A 16,661-nucleotide genomic window follows, 5' to 3' on the forward strand; every position below is an offset into this window, starting at 1 on the left:
GTATCGCCATCCGGTGCTCTTGCTTTGGTTTCGGCCGTAGTCGCTCAGACCAAACCGGCCAGTTTGCCGGCCAAGCGCTCCACGTAGGCGGCGATCTCGTCTTCGGAACGGTCCGGCAGGCCGAACAGCACCTCAGTCACACCCAGTTGGGCCCAACGCGCGAGCTTCTCGGGCACTGGTTTGAAGTCCAGCGCCACGATCTGCGGCGCGCAATCGCGGCCCGCGGCCACCCAGATGTCCTGCAACAACTTCACCGGTTCCTCGATGTCGAAGTCGCGCGGAGTGGTGATCCAGCCGTCGGCGCTTCGTGCGATCCACTTGAAGTTCTTCTCGGTGCCGGCCGCGCCGACTAGCACCGGGATGTGTGGCTGCACCGGCTTCGGCCACGCCCAGCTGGGGCCGAACTTCACGAACTCTCCGTCGTAGGCCGCTTCTTCCTGTGTCCACAACGCCCGCATGGCCTCGAGGTATTCACGCAGCATGGTGCGGCGGCGTCCGGGCGGCACTCCGTGGTCGGCGAGTTCGTCGGTGTTCCAGCCGAACCCGACGCCCAGGCTCACCCGACCCCCGGACAGATGGTCCAGCGTCGCAATGCTTTTTGCCAGCGTGAGGGGATCATGCTCGACCGGTAGCGCCACGGCGGTGGACAGCCGGACTCGCGACGTCACCGCGCACGCCGCACCCAAACTCACCCACGGGTCGAGCGTGCGCATGTAGCGATCGTCGGGCAGCGACGCGTCACCCGTCGTCGGGTGCGCAGCCTCACGCTTGACCGGGATGTGGGTGTGTTCGGGTACGTAGAACGTCTGAAAGCCATGGTCGTCGGCAAGCTTCGCGGCTGCCGCCGGAGAGATGCCACGGTCGCTGGTGAAGAGCACGAGCCCGTAATCCATGTACCGAATTAGAACGTGTTCTACCTACGACGGGCAAGCGGCCGGGCCGACCGGCTAGCAGTGGGTTCGGCGGGGGCACCAGGGGGTGCGCTAGCGTTGTTGATCGAGTCGCGTCGCAGGAGCACAGCGTCGCACGGCAACAGTGGCGCCGCGATGGCACCGGAAGCAACAGGAGGAGCCATGACCTACTCGCCCGGCAGCCCCGGATATCCACCCGCGCAGCCTGCCGGCTCCTACGGAGGTGTCACGTCGGGTGACGGACAGAGCAAGCTTCCGATGTACCTGAGCATCGCGGTCGTGGCGCTTGGCCTGGCGGCGTATTTTGCGAGCTTCGGTCCGCTATTCACCATCAGCTCTGAACTCGGAGCGGGCGGTGGCGCGGTGTCCGGCGACGCGGGGCTGGCGGTCAGCGTGGCGCTGCTGGCGGCGCTGCTTGCCGGGGTGGGTTTGCTGCCCAAGGCAAAGAGCTACCTCGCGGTCGTCGCGGTGCTCGCGGTGCTGGGTGTGCTGCTGGTCATCTCGGCGACCGTCAACAAACCCGGTGCCCTTTCGTTCGGCTGGGCGCTGTGGATTGTCCTGGTTTTCAGCGTGTTCCAGGCGGTGGCCGCAGTGGGCGCGCTGCTGCTGGATGCGGGTGTCATCACCGCGCCCGCGCCGCGGCCCAAGTTTGACCCATACAGCCAGTACGGCCAGTACGGACAGTACGGCCAGTACGGGGGCCAGCCGGGCGGGTATTACGGTCAGCCGGGTGCGCAACAGCCCGCGGCCAACCCGCAACAAGCTTCCGGGTATGGATCGCCGCAGCAGCAGCAGTACGGCGGCGGCTATTCATCCAACCCGAACCCGCCGAGCGGCGGATTCGGCGCCCAGGCCGCCACGCAGCAGGCGCCCCAGGCAGCGCACCAGGGACCATCGACGCCGCCAACGGGTTTCCCGAGCTTCAGCCCACCCCCGCCGGTCAGCGCTGGGGCGGGATCCCAGGCTGGTTCGGCCCCGGTCAACTACTCAAGCCCCGCCGGTGGCCAGCAGCAGTCCTACGGTCAAGGCCAGCAGTCGTCGTCCTCCGGGCCGGCGCCGGTCTAACCGGGCGCTCTCGCGCCGAGTCGGGCACGTGCGCCGCGAGTGAAACGCGTGTCAAAAAGCGACGAGAATCGGTCAGCGGGTGCTCGCCAGGCGCGTGACCTCGTCAGGGTCGCCTTCGCTCCTGCGGTGGTGGCGCTGGTCGTCATCGCCGCGGTCACACTGTTGCAGTTGCTGATCGCCAACAGCGACATGACCGGCGCGTTGGGCGCCATCGCCAGTATGTGGCTCGGCGTGCACCAAGTGCCGATCTCCATCGGTGGCCGCGAACTGGGCGTAATGCCGCTATTGCCGGTCTTGTTGATGGTGTGGGGTACCGCGCGTACCACGGCGCGAGCCACCTCACCGCACTCGTCGTGGCTAGTGGTCCGTTGGGTATTCGCCTCAGCGCTGGGCGGGCCGTTGCTGATGGCGGCCATTGCGTTGGCGGTGATCCACGACGCGTCGTCGGTGATCACGGAGTTGCAGACGCCCAGCGCCCTGCGCGCGTTCGTCAGCGTACTGGTGGTGCACGCCATAGGTGCGGCCATCGGCGTGTGGTCCCGGGTGGGTCGACGTGCGCTGGCGGCCTCGCCCCTGCCCAACTGGCTGGGGGACTCGGTACGGGCCGCCGCGGCCGGGGTATTGGCGTTACTGGGGCTCTCCGGCGTGGTGACCGCGGGGTCGCTGGTTGTGCATTGGGCAACGATGCAAGAGCTCTACGGGATCACCGATTCGATTTTCGGCCAGTTGAGCCTGACCGTGCTGTCGGTGCTTTACGCGCCCAACGTCATCGTCGGCGCCTCAGCCGTCGCGGTTGGCTCCAGTGCTCATATTGGCTTCGCGACGTTCAGTTCGTTCACCGTGTTCGGCGGCGACGTCCCGGCGTTGCCGATATTGGCGGCCGCCCCCACGCCACCGCTCGGGCCGGCGTGGGTCGCCCTATTGATCATCGGTGCATCGTCTGGCGTCGCGGTCGGGCAGCAGTGTGCTCGCCGTGCCCTACCAATAGTCCCGGCAACGGCCAAGCTGCTGGTTGCGGCGGCCGCCGGAGCGTTGGTGATGGGACTGCTTGGTTACGGCGGTGGCGGACAACTGGGCAACTTCGGCGACGTCGGCGTGGACGAAGGCGCCATGGTGATCGGTGTCTTTTTCTGGTTCGCGGTCGTTGGTTGGGTCACGGTGGTGATGACGGGCGGGGTCAGCCGGCCTCCCAAGCGGCCCAAACCCAAGTCGGCCCCGCCGCCCGAACCGGCCCCGCCGCCCGAACCGGATGAGCCGCCCGAACCGGATGAGCCGTCCGACCCGGACGAGCCGCTGGATGAGTCGACCGACGACGAGAACCCGGAAGAGCCGAGCCTGCGCTGATGGTGTCGACACGCCGAGCGGATATAGCCCTGGACGCAGACTCGACGCCCGCGCGGTACCCACTGGGGCTCGATTGTCTGCCTCCTCCTCCGGCCGCTGGCGCGGCCGGCATCGTCGCCAGACTAGGCTCGATTGTCTGCCTCCTCCTCCGGCCGCTCGCGCGGCCGGCATCGTCGCCAGACTAGGCTCGCCCGTGTGCAGGAACCGCTCCGTGTGCCCCCGAGTGCGCCCGCGCGGCTGGTGGTACTGGCATCGGGCACCGGTTCGCTGCTGAACTCATTGATCGATGCGGCCGTCGGCGACTACCCGGCGCGGGTCGTCGCCGTCGGTGTGGATCGCCACTGCCGGGCCACCGAGATCGCTGCTCAGGCTTCACTGCCGGTCTTTACCGTGCGGCTCAAGGACTATGCGGACCGCGACGCCTGGGACGCCGCCATCACCGACGCCACCGCGGCCCACTCGCCCGACCTTATCGTGTCCGCAGGTTTCATGAAAATCCTTGGCCCGCAATTTCTTTCACATTACTACGGACGCATCATCAATACCCATCCCGCGCTGTTGCCGGCGTTCCCGGGTGCGCACGGAGTGGCCGACGCGCTGGCCTACGGTGTGAAGGTCACCGGTTGTACCGTGCACCTGGTGGATGCCGGCACGGACACCGGGCCGATATTGGCGCAGCAACCCGTTCCAGTGATCGACGGTGACGACGATGCAACGTTGCATGAACGCATTAAGGTCATCGAACGGCGGCTGTTGGTGGACGTGGTGGCCGCGATAGCGAACGGCGGCATGACGGTGAACGGACGAAAGGCGACCCTAGGATGACCGACGAGGCAAGAAGGCCGATCCGGCGCGCGTTGATCAGCGTGTACGACAAGACCGGGCTGGTCGAGCTTGCCAACGGCCTAGCCGCGGCCGGTGTCGATATCGTCTCGACCGGATCGACGGCGAAAACTATTGCTAGCAAAGGGATTCCGGTGACGCCAGTGGAGGAGCTGACCGGCTTTCCCGAGGTACTTGACGGCCGAGTCAAGACACTGCACCCGCGAGTGCACGCTGGGTTGCTGGCTGACCTGCGCAAGCCGGAGCACGCCGCAGCGCTCGAGCAGCTCGGGATAGCGGCATTCGAACTGGTTGTGGTCAACTTGTATCCCTTTAGCCAGACGGTTGAATCCGGCGCGGGCATCGACGAATGCGTCGAGCAGATCGACATCGGTGGCCCCTCGATGGTGCGGGCGGCGGCGAAGAATCATCCCAGCGTCGCCGTGGTCACCGACCCGCTCGGGTATGACGGGGTGCTCGCCGCGGTGCACAACGGCGGATTTACCCTCGCCGAGCGTAAAAGGCTGGCGTCACTGGCATTTCAGCACACCGCGGAGTACGACATCGCGGTCGCGAGTTGGATGCAGTCGACCCTGGCGCCCGAGCATCCCGAAGTATCTTTCCCGCGGTGGTTCGCCAGAAACTGGAGCCGCACGGCGATGTTGCGCTACGGGGAGAACCCGCACCAGCAGGCGGCGCTGTACATCGACCCAGGCGCTTGGCCGGGGCTGGCGCAAGCCGAGCAGCTGCATGGAAAAGACATGTCCTACAACAACTTCACCGATGCCGACGCGGCCTGGCGAGCGGCCTTCGACCACGAACAGACGTGCGTGGCGATCATCAAGCACGCCAACCCGTGCGGCATCGCGATCTCGAGTACCTCGGTTGCCGACGCGCATCGCAAGGCCCACGAATGCGATCCGCTAAGCGCCTACGGCGGAGTGATCGCGGCCAACACTGAGGTCAGCGCGGAGATGGCGGAGTACGTGAGCACCATCTTCACCGAAGTGATCGTCGCGCCGGCCTACGCGCCGGGCGCTCTTGATCTGCTGACACGCAAGAAGAACATCCGGGTGCTGGTGGCCTCCGCGCCGCTGACCGGGGGCACCGAACTGCGTCCGATCAGCGGGGGACTGCTGATGCAGCAGCGCGACGAACTCGATGCGCACGGTGACGATCCGGCGAATTGGACCCTGGCGACCGGATCACCGGCCGACCCGGCGACATTGACCGACCTGGTGTTCGCCTGGCGCGCGTGTCGCGCGGTCAAGTCGAATGCCATCGTGATCGTTGCCGACGGCGCCACCATCGGTGTGGGCATGGGTCAGGTCAACCGGGTCGACGCCGCGCGGCTGGCCGTTGAAAGAGGCGGCGACCGGGTTGACGGCGCCGTCGCGGCATCCGATGCGTTCTTCCCGTTCCCTGACGGTTTACAGAAGCTGGCCGCCGCCGGGGTCAAGGCGATAGTGCACCCCGGAGGCTCGGTGCGCGACGATGAGGTGACCGAAGCGGCGGCCAACGCCGGAGTCACGTTGTATCTCACCGGCGCACGCCACTTTGCTCATTAAGGCCACTGGCCCGGGTTTTTCGGCGCCTGTTTGCAACGCGTCGTAGCGTGGAGTGGTGACTTCACCGCGCAACCTGCCCCGCACCGTCGGCGAGCTCCGTGCCGCTGGTCACCGCGAACGAGGGGTCAAGCAGGAAATCCGGGAGAATCTGCTGACCGCGCTGGCCGAGGGTGACGATATGTGGCCAGGCATCGTCGGCTTCGACGACACCGTGATACCCCAGGTAGAACGCGCACTGATCGCGGGTCATGACTTCGTGCTGCTCGGCGAACGCGGCCAAGGCAAGACCCGGCTGCTAAGGGCATTGGCGGGACTGCTCGACGAGTGGACACCGGTGATCGGCGGGGCCGAACTGGGTGAGCACCCCTATACGCCGATCACGCCGGAATCGATCCGGCGGGCCTATGAACTCGGCGACGACCTGCCGGTCGCGTGGAAGCACCGCAGCGAGCGCTACACCGAGAAGCTGGCCACGCCCGACACCAGCGTCGCCGACCTGGTCGGTGACATCGACCCGATCAAGGTCGCCGAGGGCCGCAGCCTCGGGGACCCCGAGACCATCGCCTACGGGCTCATCCCGCGTGCGCACCGCGGCATCGTCGCGGTCAACGAACTGCCCGACCTGGCCGAGCGCATCCAGGTGTCGATGCTCAACGTCATGGAGGAGCGCGACATCCAGGTCCGCGGTTACACGCTGCGCCTGCCGTTGGATGTGTTGGTGGTCGCCAGCGCCAACCCGGAGGACTACACCAACCGCGGTCGCATCATTACCCCGCTCAAGGACAGGTTCGGCGCCGAGATCCGCACCCATTACCCCCTGGAGTTGGACGCGGAAATGGGCCTCATCGCCCAGGAGGCGCACCTGAGCGCGCAGGTACCCGACTACCTGAACCAGGTGATCGCGCGATTTGCTCGGTACCTGCGGGAATCCCACTCGATCGACCAGCGATCCGGAGTGTCGGCGCGGTTCGCTATCGCGGCCGCCGAGACGGTCGCCGCCGCGGCCCGGCACCGCGGTGCGGTACTGGGGGAGACGGATCCGGTGGCCCGAGTGGTCGATCTGGGCACGGTGATCGACGTCCTGCGCGGCAAGCTGGAGTTCGAGTCCGGTGAGGAGGGTCGCGAACAGGCCGTACTCGAGCATCTGTTGCGGCGTGCGACCGCCGATACCGCGTCGCGAGTGCTCGGCGGCCCGAACGCCGTGGACGTCGGCTCGTTGGTGGCCGCCGTCGAGGGCGGTTCCGTGGTGACGACGGGTGAGCGGGTGTCGGCCAAGGATGTGCTGGCCGCGGTTCCGGGGCTGGCAGTCGTGGACCGAATCGCGCGAAAACTGGGCGCCGAGTCCGAGGGGGAGCGCGCCGCGGCGCTGGAGCTCGCGTTGGAGGCGTTGTACCTCGCGAAGCGAATCGACAAGGTGTCCGGGGAGGGCCAAACCGTTTATGGCTAAGTCTGATGGTGACGACCCGCTGCGCCCGGCTTCGCGGCGCTTGCGATCGTCACGAGCGCACTCGTCACGCTACTCGGCATATACCGGCGGACCTGACCCGCTGGCGCCGCCGGTGGATCTGCGTGAGGCGCTCGAACAGATCGGACAGGACGTCATGGCGGGCACCTCGCCGCGGCGGGCGTTGTCCGAGCTACTGCGGCGGGGCACCAAGAACCTGACCGGCGCCGATCGATTGGCGGCGGAGGCGAACCGTCGTCGACGGGAGTTGTTGCGCCGCAACAACTTAGACGGCACTCTGCAGGAGATCAAAAAGCTGCTCGACGAGGCGGTGCTGGCCGAACGCAAGGAACTGGCGCGCGCCCTGGACGACGACGCCCGGTTCGCTGAACTGCAGTTGGATGCGCTTCCGGCGTCGCCGGCCAAAGCCGTCCAGGAACTGTCCGATTACAACTGGCGCAGCGCGGAAGCCCGCGAAAAGTATGAGCAGATCCAGGATTTGCTCGGCCGCGAGATGCTGGACCAACGCTTCGCGGGCATGAAGCAGGCACTTTCACGTGCCACCGATGAGGATCGCCAGCGCGTCAACGAGATGCTGGACGACCTCAACGACCTGCTGGACAAACACGCACGCGGCGAAGACACCCAGCAGGATTTTCAAGACTTCATGAACAAGCACGGAGAGTTCTTCCCGGAGAACCCGCGCAATGTCGAGGAGCTGCTGGACTCGCTGGCCAAGCGCGCGGCCGCCGCGCAGCGATTCCGCAACAGCCTTACCCAGGAACAGCGAGACGAACTGGATGCCTTGGCGCAGCAAGCATTTGGATCCCCTCGGCTGATGCAGTCGCTCAGCCGACTGGACGCACATCTGCAGTCCGCGCGCCCAGGTGAAGACTGGACCGGGTCGCAGCAGTTCTCCGGCGACAATCCGTTCGGCATGGGCGAGGGCGCCCAAGCGCTGGCCGATATCGGTGAGCTGGAGCAGCTGGCCGAGCAGCTGTCGCAGAGCTATCCGGGTGCCACCATGGACGACGTCGACGTCGACGCGCTGGCACGCCAGCTCGGCGACCAGGCGTCCATTGATGCCCGAACTTTGGCCGAATTGGAACGCGCGTTGGTCAATCAAGGTTTTCTCGATCGCGGTTCTGACGGCCAGTGGCGGCTTTCGCCAAAGGCCATGCGCAGGCTCGGTGAGACGGCATTACGTGATGTGGTGCAACAGCTTTCCGGTCGACACGGCGAACGCGATCACAGGCGTGCGGGGGCCGCCGGCGAGCTGACCGGTGCGACCCGTCCCTGGCAGTTCGGCGACACCGAGCCGTGGCACATCTCGCGCACGCTGACAAATGCGGTGCTGCGTCAGGCTGGAAGTTCAGCGGACGGCCCAGGCTCGGCCATTCAAATCACCGTCGACGACGTGGAAGTCTCCGAGACCGAGACCCGCACGCAGGCGGCGGTGGCGCTGCTGGTGGATACCTCGTTTTCGATGGTGATGGAGAATCGCTGGCTGCCGATGAAGCGTACGGCGCTGGCGCTCAATCATCTGGTGTGCACGCGGTTCCGTTCGGATGCGTTGCAGATCATTGCATTTGGCCGATATGCGCGGACGGTGACAGCCGCGGAGCTGACGGGTTTGGAGGGCGTCTACGAGCAGGGCACCAACCTGCATCACGCGCTGGCGCTAGCGGGTCGGCATCTGCGCCGGCACCCCAACGCGCAGCCTGTTGTGCTGGTGGTGACTGACGGTGAGCCGACCGCTCACCTGGAGGATTTTGACGGGGACGGTTCGTCGGTGTTTTTCGATTACCCGCCGCATCCCCGGACGATTGCCCACACCGTGCGCGGATTCGACGACATGGCCAGGCTGGGCGCGCAGGTAACGATCTTCCGGCTGGGCAGTGACCCCGGGCTTGCGCGGTTCATCGACCAGGTCGCGCGGCGAGTCGAAGGACGCGTGGTGGTGCCTGATCTCGACGGGCTGGGTGCGGCCGTGGTAGGCGACTACCTGCGGTCGCGGCGACGGCGACGGTAGACGATGCTTTGGCGGCGTTCAGCCACTTGATGCTCAGTGCTGTGACGCGGTCTCCTCGGACGGCTCTTCGGTCGGGTGTTTCGCTGGAATGGCAGGATGGCCGCGCCATTGCAGGGCTTCGAGTGCGACAGCAACGCGAACGGCGCTGTTGTCAAGCGGTCGGGGGAGCAGTCGCTGAGCGGATTCGAGCCGGTACAGCAAGGTATTGCGGTGGATATGCAGTCGTTGCGCGGTGCGGACGGCGTTGCAGCTTTCGTTGATGTATGTCAGCAGCGTTGTCTGCAGAACAGGGCTGGCTGAGGCGAAGTCGCCGAGGGTGGTTTGGATGAAAGCGTCGGCGCCCTTGCGGTCTTGCGTGAGCAACGCGACCATTTGGATGGCGTCGAAGAAGGCGATCGGCTGGGATGACCCTAGACGGACCAACGTTTGCTGGGTGTTAAGTGCTTCCTGATGGCTGCGCCGGAATCCGTCGATTCCTAGCGCGTTGGTCCCGATCGCGATACGCACGTTGGGGATGTCCTGAAGTACCGGCTGGACCTGGTCGCTATCGAGTGCACCGACGTCTTTGACCCATACCCAGCGAGTCGCGGCGTTAGGGGTCACCTTCAGGGATTGGGGGCATCCGACGGCTTGGCTGTACGCGTCGGCGGCACGGTCAAGATGGCTATGGCCGGCATCGACTTCGTCGCACCAGATGATGGCGGCGGTGTGACGTCTGTTCAGGGCATACCCTAATCGCGCTTCGGCGTGGGCACGGTTCATTGGGCGGCCGTCGAGCAGAGCTTGGACGAGGTTGAGCCGCTCGGTACAAATGTCTCGCAGCAGCTCGTCGTGTTCAAACTGCAGTTGCTTGGCGATGCCGGCAAGGGTGGCGTCCAGATAGTCGTTGGCCGATCGAGAGACGACGTCGAGTAGCTCGCGCAGCTCATTACGGTCAGAGGTGAGGTCGAACACGATGTCCGTCCAGCGCCCCAAGGCCATGTTGAGTCCGTTGCGATAGATGGCGGCGGCCGATGCGTCGAGGCCACGGCGCATCAGCTCCCGGGCCAGGCGCAGCGGATTACCGCCGAGGTTTGCGGGCACGGGGCCACCGGGGTCACGCAGGTGCGCGACCGTGAAGCGGTACAGATTGGTGCGGTTGGAGCGGCTGACCGTTTGCGCGAGCTTGGGGTCCGCGGCGAGGGCCGGGTGGGCGGTCAGCGTGGCTCGGTCAAACTCGTCGAGCCACTGCGGGCTGGGATTGAGGGCAATCCAGGCCGCCTGACGGATGAGTTCACGTATGCGTGGTGTGGGTTGATCGGCTACCACGTCCGGACTGTACGCCGTTCGTTCATTTTGCATCGAGTTTTGGCTTTTGTTCGAGCTGAACGCATATATCTCGGCGCCGCATCGTCGGGATCGTCATTGTGCGTCGCTCGCCCCGGCCTCTTCGAGCGAATCTGGGAAACCCGCGAGAACCCGTCCGCACACGACGCAGGCTACGTCGCCCTGGCGGAAAACCTCGACTGTGTGCTAGTCACAGCGGACGCTCGGCTCTGCAACACCACCAAGCCCGGTGCCCGGTTACCGTCGTGCCCAGGTAGCAGGGGGGATTAAGGAGCATATTTCGCTCTTCGTCGACGATCTTCTGCAAGCGGTCGAGTTGGGCCAGTTCATCAGTACGCATCGACGCTTCGGCCGCCGGGCGATCCGTACAAGTATGGGTAGTACACGTTGGGGTCGTTCGGGGGCCGCATATCCGGCGGCGGCGGAGCGGTGCGCCAAGCGGCGGGAAGGTGGCAACCGGTGTCATAGTTGTAATCCACCAACTTTCCGTGGTTCACCAAATTGATCAAAGCGCCATCATCGCGGATCTGAGAGTCGTTGGGCGCACCAGGTGTTGGCGGCGGCATGCCGGGTGCGGAATTGTTTGGCCGAAATCCCGCGGCCGAGAACACCGGTGCCAGCTCGGTAACGACCTGCAGCCATTGTTCGTTATTGGGTGCTGGTTCGCCGAAGAAATGATCGCTTTCCTCCTGCTTGCCGATGGTGCGGTTGAACGGGTCCTTGCATCCGTTGGTCGGATGGATGATTGCAGTGCTTGAGAACTGGGTCTGTGGTGAGTATTTCGCGATCGCCGCCCGAATCGTGGCGTCCACGTTGGTTAGTTGCTGTTCGACTGTTTCCAAATCGGGTCGGCCGTTGACGATCTTCTGCAAGCGGTCTAGTTCATCGCGCCCGGGATTGGCGTGGGGATCAAGTGTTGTCGGCTTGATACAGCCGGCGAGCAGCAAAGAAGTGCTGAGCAACCCAGCAATCAGGACGCGGTGTGTTCGGCTCATTCGTGGTGAAGGGGGATCGGCGGGGGGACTTCGTAAGGACCTGACCCGTCGGGGAGCGCGTCCACACCCACCGCGCGAGGGGGGGTGAGGGCGGCGGGGAGCCCGGCCAACACCGCCGCCATATTGTAAGCACTCATGCGCAGTTGCCCGTTGCTGCCCATGCGTGCGTATTCGGAGTGGCCGTAGGCCCGCTCATGGAGTTGGCCGTCACCATAGTCACCGCCGAGGGCCAGCCCGGTACTGGTGGACAATTCGGTCATTCCAGGTAGATCCTGCGGGGCTGCACCGAATGCTCCGAAATCGGGGATGATATCGGACACATGGTCATTCACGCCGATCATGTAGTAGGCATGCCCGGTTTCAACGCCCAGCTGTGAGACATTGGTCAGCTCGGTGCCTGGCGAACCGTACAGGACGACGTCGCTCACCGGTGCACCCTGTTGCAGCGCAAGGCTAGTCACCAGCGACCCATAGGAGTGGCCGAACGCCGTGATGTGCTGATCCGAGACATTCGCGGCACCGGCTAGCCCCCTATAGAACCTGTTGAGTGGCCCTGCGGCCGCGCGTGCAAGCCAATCGTGCGTCACGTCTGTGAGACTGTCCGGTGCGTCATACCCTAGCCACGCAATCGACGCCACTGCATCGTAATTCGGTGTGCCCGCGTACTTGCGCAGGTCGCTCGCCTTGTTGCGTTGTGCTTCGGCTTCCCGCACCATATCTCCCACACTTGAGCTCACCCTGGTGTTGAGGCCACCCACGGTGACGCCGACCCGTTCGGCATTGTCGACATCGCCAATTCCGACTGCCGCCAGCACTTTTCGCGGATTGCCGGTGGTGTCCAGCAAGATCAGACTGGTGCCGGGGTTTGCGGCAAGCGCATCTCGTAGCGCCCGCAAGTCTGCCAACTTCTCAGGGTCGGTGTGCCACACGCCGTTGCGGTCTAACCAACCGTGCTGTAGCCGGATGATTTCGCGTTGCAGCACAGGAATATTGAGTTCATCACGGATATTGGTCGGGATGCCGTCGAGGTTGCGGACGGCATTGGGGTACCACTCTTTGACCCGGTCCTGCTGGCTCGGGGTGAGCGAATGCCACCACTTCTTGACCGTTTCTGGATCGCTGCCTGGTGGCGGCACCTGCGGCATCTTGGGTGGCTCGTGGCTGAGTTGAGCATTGATCTGCTCGGGTGACAGATCTCCGTCGGCGCCACGAATCGCGGCCGCCAAATCCTCATCGGCGCACTCGGCGTCAGCCAACAGCCGGTTGATGCTTTCGGTCAGCCGGACCGCTTCGTCAACGATGACGCGCTGATCGCCAGGCGAGAATGACAACAAGTTCGTCGGCGGAGACACCGCACCGGTCGCGTTGTCGATTGTCAGGTGAAAATCCCGAGCGGTCTCTCGGATTGTCTGCAGGCGCAACTTGATCGCGGCGACCTCTTCGGCCGACTTTGCCGCCGCGTGCCCGACCGTCTCGCAGGCGTCGGCGTGAGTGTCGAGGATAAGCGTCGTGCGGTGGGTTGCCGCACGCGCGGCTTCGGCGGCGTCGCCGCCAAAGTCGAGCAACCGCATGGTTTCACCGAGTGCAGCGGACGCGGTGTGGGCGCCGTATGAGCGCTTGATCGCGGCATCGAACACGGCCGCGATCGCGGCGGGATCCCAGCGCTCAATATCGGCCAAAGTCAACGTCATCGCGCGGACCGGGCGGCACCGCCGTCCGCAGCGATCTGCGCCAGCGCCGCGGCGTGACGTTGCTCCATCGCGGCGAACCCGGTAGCGGCGAAATGCATACCACGGGAATGCTCACCGAAGCGGCCGATGTGGGTGGTGCTGTCCGTCGCCCACCGATCAAGCAACCCCAACAACGCACCCGCCGACGAGCCAACCCAGCCCGACCGCGCACCCGCTGCCTCACTGTGGCAAGACTGCTGCACAGCCAGCAACGACTCACCATGGTTGGCAAGTTCATTACCCACATGGCACAGCAGCTCAGGAATCGCCCGCAACTCCGCCGCCATAACTAGCCCAACTTTCGCCCGATGCACGCCGTGCTTCCGGCGGAGTATGGCACACGACAAAAGTGCGGGCCAGTCGGCTTGGAGCGTCTTCGGGTGCTACTTGCGCGGCCTGCGGGCCTTGCGCTTGATGCCCACACCGCCCCACAGTGAGAAGCCACGAATCTTCACTGTCGGCGCGCCGGGCGTGCCGTCTCCCACGACGTGGCGGTCGAAGCCACCCATCAGACCGCGGCCATGGATTTCGACGTTGACTTCGGGCGGTAACAGGATGTTCTGTACGCCCATGATTGAGTACGCACGGATGTCGACCTCGGTCGAGGTGAAGTCGGCATAGCGCAGATCCACCACCCCGCTGCCCCAGAGCGTGACCGTCGTGAGCTTCTTCGGCACGTTCCATCGGCCGCGTCGCTCAAACCCACTCATGAGGGCCAGCAGCAGCGTGGACGGCGCCGGATTGCACGTGCCGCCCCTACGGGGATTGACCGGCGAATCCGGCAGGTCGGCCCGCAGCCGATCCAGTTCCTGGTACGTCGTTGCGGCATAGGCCCTGGTAAGACGGTCTTCGTACTCGTTCAGCTCCAAGCGTCCCTGCTCGGCGGCGTAGGCCAGCAATTGCGCAAGTTGGATGCGATCGGTATCGGCCGCACGCGAAGACTGGTCGCGAGCTGGGTTCGCGTCACGTTGCGCTGAGTTGCTCATCACCCACGAGCGTACGACGTAGAGATTTTGCTGCAAGAGGGGTTGGCTAAACTGCAACCTTCACCGGGACCCTGGCCCACCGTAACGCTATTGGCCAGCGGGTGCCCAGCTAGGAGGACGTTTCTGCAAGAAGGCCAGCATGCCTTCGCGCGCCTCGTCGGAAACGAATAGCCGGGCCGACTCCTCGGTGAGCCGTTCGGCGTCACGGTCGAATCCTTCGAGTACGGCGGCGGTGGTCAGCGCCTTTGTCGCCGCCAGCCCCTGAGGTGAACCGCGGCCCACGTCGGCGATCAGCGCGGCCACCGCCGCGTCGACATCTTCGGCCGCTATGGTCACCAAGCCGATATCGGCGGCTTCGCTGGCGCCGAACGTTTCCCCGGTCAGGAAATAACGGGCCGCTGCGCGGGGCGACAGTTTGGGCAGCAAGGTCAGCGAGATGATCGCCGGGGCTACGCCAATCCGGGCCTCGGTCAAGGCGAAAGTGCAGCGTGGGCCAGCGATCACAATGTCGCACGCACCGACCAGACCGAAGCCGCCCGCCCGGACATGCCCGTTGATGGCGCCGATCACCGGCAGCGGCGAGGAGACCATTGCGCGCAGCAGCGTGGTCATTTCCCGGGCCCGCGCCACGGCCATGTCGAATGCTGATGGTGGCGACCCGCTTCGCCCGGCTACGCCGCCCTCGCGATCGCCACGGGCCGATGGTGGCGACCCGCTTCGCCCGGCTACGCCGCCCTCGCGATCGCCACGGGCCGATGGTGGCGACCCGCTTCGCCCGGCTACGCCGCCCTCGCGATCGCCACGGGGTTCACCACCGCCGGCCTCGCTCAAATCCGCGCCCGCACAGAACGTGCTACCGGTATGCCCGAGCACCACTGCGCGTACCGCCGGATCGGTGGCCGCGTCCCGCAGACCCTGATGTAGCTGGCTGACCAGCGTGGTGGACAACGCATTGCGGTTGTGCGGAGAGTTCAGCGTCAGCCTGGCAACCGGTCCATCGCACGCATACTCGACGAGTGTGTCCATCAGTAGGGTTTCAGTAGGATCTCGGCAGGCCCAGTGACGTCTGCGCGACGAAGTTCAGCACCATCTCCCGACTGATCGGCGCGATCCGCGCCAACCGGGCTGACGTCATCATGGCGGCAACGCCGTACTCCTTGGTCAGCCCATTGCCGCCCATTGACTGCACTGCCTGGTCGACCGCGCGTGACGACGCCTCGGCCGCAGCGTATTTCGCCATATTGGCCGCTTCAGCGGCGCCGCCGTCATCGCCGTGGTCGTAGAGCGTCGCTGCCTTCTGCATCATCAGCTTGGCCAGCTCTACTTCGATGTGGCACTGCGCGAGCGGATGTGACAGGCCCTGATGCGCGCCGATTGGCGTGGACCAGACTTTGCGGGTCTTGACGTAGTCGACGGCTTTGCTGAGCGCGAACCGCCCCATCCCCACTGCGCTGGCCGCTCCCATAATGCGCTCGGGGTTCAGGCCCGCGAAAAGCTGTGCGATGGCTGCGTCTTCGGCGCCGACGAGCGCGTCACTGGGTAACCGCACGTCGTCGAGGAAGACCTGGAATTGGCGCTCGGGGCTAACCAGTTCCATGTCGATCGGGGTATAGGTGAACCCGGGCGCGTCGGTAGGCACCACGAACAGCGCGGGACGCAAGGAGGACTTCGCCCCTGTGTCCTTGTAGGTGCGACCGACCACCAGCACCGCCTGCGCCTGGTCGATGCCGGAAATAAATACCTTCTGGCCCTTAATGATCCAGTCACTACCGTCGCGGCGGGCGGTGGTGGTGATCTTGTGCGAGTTCGAACCGGCGTCGGGCTCGGTGATGGCGAAGGCCATCGTCAAGGAGCCGTCGGCGATGCCGGGAATCCAGCGCTTCTTTTGTTCGTCAGTGCCGAACTTGCTGATGATGGTTCCGTTGATGGCGGGGGACACCACCATGAGAAGCAGGGCGCTGCCGGCGGCCGCCATCTCCTCCATAACCAGTGACAGCTCGTACATCCCGGCGCCCCCGCCGCCGTACTCTTCCGGCAGGTTCACGCCAAGGAAGCCGAGTTTTCCTGCCTCGGCCCACAATTCGTCGGTGTGCTCGTGCTTGCGGGCCTTCGCCAGGTAGTACTCGGCGCCGTAGTTGGACGCCCACTCGGCCACCGACTTGCGCAGCGCCTGGCGTTCCTCGCTTTCGATGAAACTGGTATCGGTCATGACGGATCTCCTGTGTGTCCAGTTGTGAAAGGTGGTTGATCGTGTGAACGGTTGACGGCTGATTCGAAAGCTCGTCGTCGCTTGCCGGTGTAAGTCCGGTCCGGGTAGCTGTCAGGAGGCCCGGTAGCAGGCTGGCGGTGTCGTCTGGAAACGGGCGGGGCCGAAGCCCAGCGTCGAGCATCCCGCGTGGCGGGGTGTGCAACCGAACGGTCCGTAACGTCAAGTGAAG

The 16,661-nt window shown here is 65.2% G+C and carries 14 protein-coding genes; 6 read left to right on the forward strand and 8 right to left on the reverse strand.

Annotated elements, in window-relative coordinates; all coding sequences use genetic code 11:
* Positions 1-44: 44 nt before the first annotated feature.
* On the reverse strand, positions 45-893 hold the full coding sequence (locus MSIMFI_RS12215) for an LLM class F420-dependent oxidoreductase (protein WP_191497397.1): 849 nt from the start codon (positions 891-893) through the stop codon (positions 45-47).
* A 180-nt stretch (positions 894-1,073) separates the two neighbouring features.
* On the opposite strand from MSIMFI_RS12215, the gene MSIMFI_RS12220 reads away from it, so the two are divergent.
* The 6 genes from MSIMFI_RS12220 (at position 1,074) to MSIMFI_RS12245 (ending at position 9,186) form a co-directional block, all read left to right on the forward strand.
* On the forward strand, positions 1,074-1,976 hold the full coding sequence (locus MSIMFI_RS12220; protein WP_191497398.1) for a DUF5336 domain-containing protein: 903 nt from the start codon (positions 1,074-1,076) through the stop codon (positions 1,974-1,976).
* Between the two features lie 39 nt (positions 1,977-2,015).
* Complete coding sequence (locus MSIMFI_RS12225; RefSeq protein ID WP_191497399.1) at positions 2,016-3,320, forward strand: cell division protein PerM; 1,305 nt, start codon at positions 2,016-2,018, stop codon at positions 3,318-3,320.
* Between the two features lie 195 nt (positions 3,321-3,515).
* Positions 3,516-4,145 carry a phosphoribosylglycinamide formyltransferase gene (purN, locus tag MSIMFI_RS12230; RefSeq protein WP_191497400.1) on the forward strand — a complete coding sequence of 210 codons (630 nt, stop codon included), beginning with the start codon at positions 3,516-3,518 and terminating at the stop codon, positions 4,143-4,145.
* Entirely contained in the window at positions 4,142-5,710 is a 1,569-nt protein-coding gene (purH, locus tag MSIMFI_RS12235) for a bifunctional phosphoribosylaminoimidazolecarboxamide formyltransferase/IMP cyclohydrolase (protein WP_191497401.1), read from the forward strand. The genes purN and purH overlap by 4 nt, the downstream gene beginning before the upstream one ends.
* Before the next feature lie 52 nt (positions 5,711-5,762).
* Positions 5,763-7,157, forward strand: coding sequence for a sigma 54-interacting transcriptional regulator (locus tag MSIMFI_RS12240; protein ID WP_191497402.1), 1,395 nt, complete (start codon positions 5,763-5,765; stop codon positions 7,155-7,157).
* Positions 7,150-9,186, forward strand: coding sequence for a vWA domain-containing protein (locus tag MSIMFI_RS12245; RefSeq protein WP_191497403.1), 2,037 nt, complete (start codon positions 7,150-7,152; stop codon positions 9,184-9,186). The genes MSIMFI_RS12240 and MSIMFI_RS12245 overlap by 8 nt, the downstream gene beginning before the upstream one ends.
* 33 nt (positions 9,187-9,219) lie before the next feature.
* Here MSIMFI_RS12245 and MSIMFI_RS12250 read toward each other — a convergent pair whose 3' ends face one another.
* The 7 genes from MSIMFI_RS12250 to MSIMFI_RS12280 form a co-directional block, all read right to left on the reverse strand.
* Entirely contained in the window at positions 9,220-10,494 is a 1,275-nt protein-coding gene (locus MSIMFI_RS12250) for an Rv1453 family transcriptional regulator (protein WP_191497404.1), read from the reverse strand.
* Between the two features lie 347 nt (positions 10,495-10,841).
* A complete protein-coding gene (locus tag MSIMFI_RS12255; RefSeq protein ID WP_191497405.1) occupies positions 10,842-11,507 on the reverse strand; it encodes an LppA family lipoprotein in 666 nt (221 codons plus the stop codon).
* On the reverse strand, positions 11,504-13,198 hold the full coding sequence (locus MSIMFI_RS12260) for an alpha/beta hydrolase family protein (RefSeq protein ID WP_191497406.1): 1,695 nt from the start codon (positions 13,196-13,198) through the stop codon (positions 11,504-11,506). The genes MSIMFI_RS12255 and MSIMFI_RS12260 overlap by 4 nt, the downstream gene beginning before the upstream one ends.
* Positions 13,195-13,524, reverse strand: coding sequence for a hypothetical protein (locus tag MSIMFI_RS12265; RefSeq protein ID WP_224770165.1), 330 nt, complete (start codon positions 13,522-13,524; stop codon positions 13,195-13,197). The genes MSIMFI_RS12260 and MSIMFI_RS12265 overlap by 4 nt, the downstream gene beginning before the upstream one ends.
* A 96-nt stretch (positions 13,525-13,620) precedes the next feature.
* The gene (locus MSIMFI_RS12270; protein WP_191497407.1) at positions 13,621-14,223 is read right to left on the reverse strand and encodes a DUF1707 SHOCT-like domain-containing protein; all 603 of its coding nucleotides are present in this window, start codon (positions 14,221-14,223) and stop codon (positions 13,621-13,623) included.
* Between the two features lie 87 nt (positions 14,224-14,310).
* Positions 14,311-15,249, reverse strand: a complete 939-nt coding sequence (locus MSIMFI_RS12275; RefSeq protein WP_191497408.1) for an enoyl-CoA hydratase family protein — start codon at positions 15,247-15,249, stop codon at positions 14,311-14,313.
* 10 nt (positions 15,250-15,259) lie between these two features.
* Entirely contained in the window at positions 15,260-16,432 is a 1,173-nt protein-coding gene (locus MSIMFI_RS12280) for an acyl-CoA dehydrogenase family protein (RefSeq protein ID WP_191497409.1), read from the reverse strand.
* Between the last annotated feature and the right edge of the window lie 229 nt (positions 16,433-16,661).

The organism is Mycobacterium simulans (assembly GCF_900232995.1).
GTDB lineage: Bacteria > Actinomycetota > Actinomycetes > Mycobacteriales > Mycobacteriaceae > Mycobacterium > Mycobacterium simulans.

What these genes read in the sequence shown, in the direction of transcription:
- MSIMFI_RS12245 (WP_191497403.1), top strand. Translation starts at nt 7,150, where the DNA reads ATGGCTAAGTCTGATGGTGACGACCCGCTGCGCCCGGCTTCGCGGCGC.
- MSIMFI_RS12220 (WP_191497398.1), top strand. Translation starts at nt 1,074, where the DNA reads ATGACCTACTCGCCCGGCAGCCCCGGATATCCACCCGCGCAGCCTGCC.
- MSIMFI_RS12265 (WP_224770165.1), bottom strand. Translation starts at nt 13,524, where the DNA reads ATGGCGGCGGAGTTGCGGGCGATTCCTGAGCTGCTGTGCCATGTGGGT.
- MSIMFI_RS12215 (WP_191497397.1), bottom strand. Translation starts at nt 893, where the DNA reads ATGGATTACGGGCTCGTGCTCTTCACCAGCGACCGTGGCATCTCTCCG.
- MSIMFI_RS12270 (WP_191497407.1), bottom strand. Translation starts at nt 14,223, where the DNA reads ATGAGCAACTCAGCGCAACGTGACGCGAACCCAGCTCGCGACCAGTCT.
- MSIMFI_RS12275 (WP_191497408.1), bottom strand. Translation starts at nt 15,249, where the DNA reads ATGGACACACTCGTCGAGTATGCGTGCGATGGACCGGTTGCCAGGCTG.
- purH (WP_191497401.1), top strand. Translation starts at nt 4,142, where the DNA reads ATGACCGACGAGGCAAGAAGGCCGATCCGGCGCGCGTTGATCAGCGTG.
- MSIMFI_RS12255 (WP_191497405.1), bottom strand. Translation starts at nt 11,507, where the DNA reads ATGAGCCGAACACACCGCGTCCTGATTGCTGGGTTGCTCAGCACTTCT.
- MSIMFI_RS12260 (WP_191497406.1), bottom strand. Translation starts at nt 13,198, where the DNA reads ATGACGTTGACTTTGGCCGATATTGAGCGCTGGGATCCCGCCGCGATC.
- MSIMFI_RS12280 (WP_191497409.1), bottom strand. Translation starts at nt 16,432, where the DNA reads ATGACCGATACCAGTTTCATCGAAAGCGAGGAACGCCAGGCGCTGCGC.